At 61.2% G+C, this 863-nt stretch carries 1 protein-coding gene; it reads right to left on the bottom strand.

Annotation, left to right across the window (positions count from 1 at the left end; genetic code table 11):
• Positions 1-863 (bottom strand): phage tail tip fiber protein (locus TU86_RS22050; RefSeq protein WP_048366447.1); only part of this gene is annotated, 863 nt, incomplete at both ends.

The following is an 863-nucleotide window of genomic DNA, read 5'->3' on the forward strand; positions in this document are numbered from 1 at the left end:
AACGCCGTATCGATCATGGCGTAGTTGATGAACACCTGACCGCCCTGCACCACAAAGGGTGTTCTGAGCTGCCCGGTGACTTCGTCGACGATGGCGAACCGTTGCGCAAAGGCCAGAATCTCCGAGGTGTCGCCATCAGAGCCCAGCGCAAGGGCCGCCATGACCTTACGCCCACCCACAATGGTTTCAGCTTTAATTGTGGTTTGGGCCGACACCCGCCCATTCACATCGACCACAGCCTTACTGACCTGCTCCACCGAGGCGGAGGTTTGGTTGAGACTGACTTGCAACTGCTCGGTTTTCATTGCCAAGGCTTCTTCAGCCGTGGCGCGCACCCTCTTCTCCTGCACAAAGTTGGCTATCGAGTTCATTGCCTCCAAAGCACTGGCCAGCTCTCCTTCGCCCGAGTCACTGCGCGCCTCTGCCCGCAACGATTCCAGGCTGCTGGCCGTGGCCACAATCTCGCCGTCGATGCGCGCCACTTCACCGCTGAGGGTTTCCAGCGCCTGGGTGTTGCCTGACACGCCCTCGCCCACATCGACCAGTTCGCCTTTCAGTTCCGTGATGCGTTTGGCGGCGACTGAATCGTTGGTGGCCACCACCTTTTCAAGGCTCGACAACCCGGCCTTGTTCTGGCCGACCTGTGCACCGAACGTGGTCACCCGCTCGGAAATGGCCTCGTCTTCAGTGGCCCGCACACGCTTTTCAACGGCCAGCTCAGCCGTGGATTGCCAGCTCTTGAGGGCGTCGGCCAACTCGCCCTCGCCTGTGTCGGCGCGCGCGGCTGCCCGCAAGGCTTCCAGCGATGACGCTGACGCCGTGACCTTGCCGTCGAGATCATCGATGTGGGTGGTGTTCTGGTT

The sequence above is a fragment of the Pseudomonas weihenstephanensis genome, from assembly GCF_001043055.1.
GTDB lineage: Bacteria > Pseudomonadota > Gammaproteobacteria > Pseudomonadales > Pseudomonadaceae > Aquipseudomonas > Aquipseudomonas weihenstephanensis.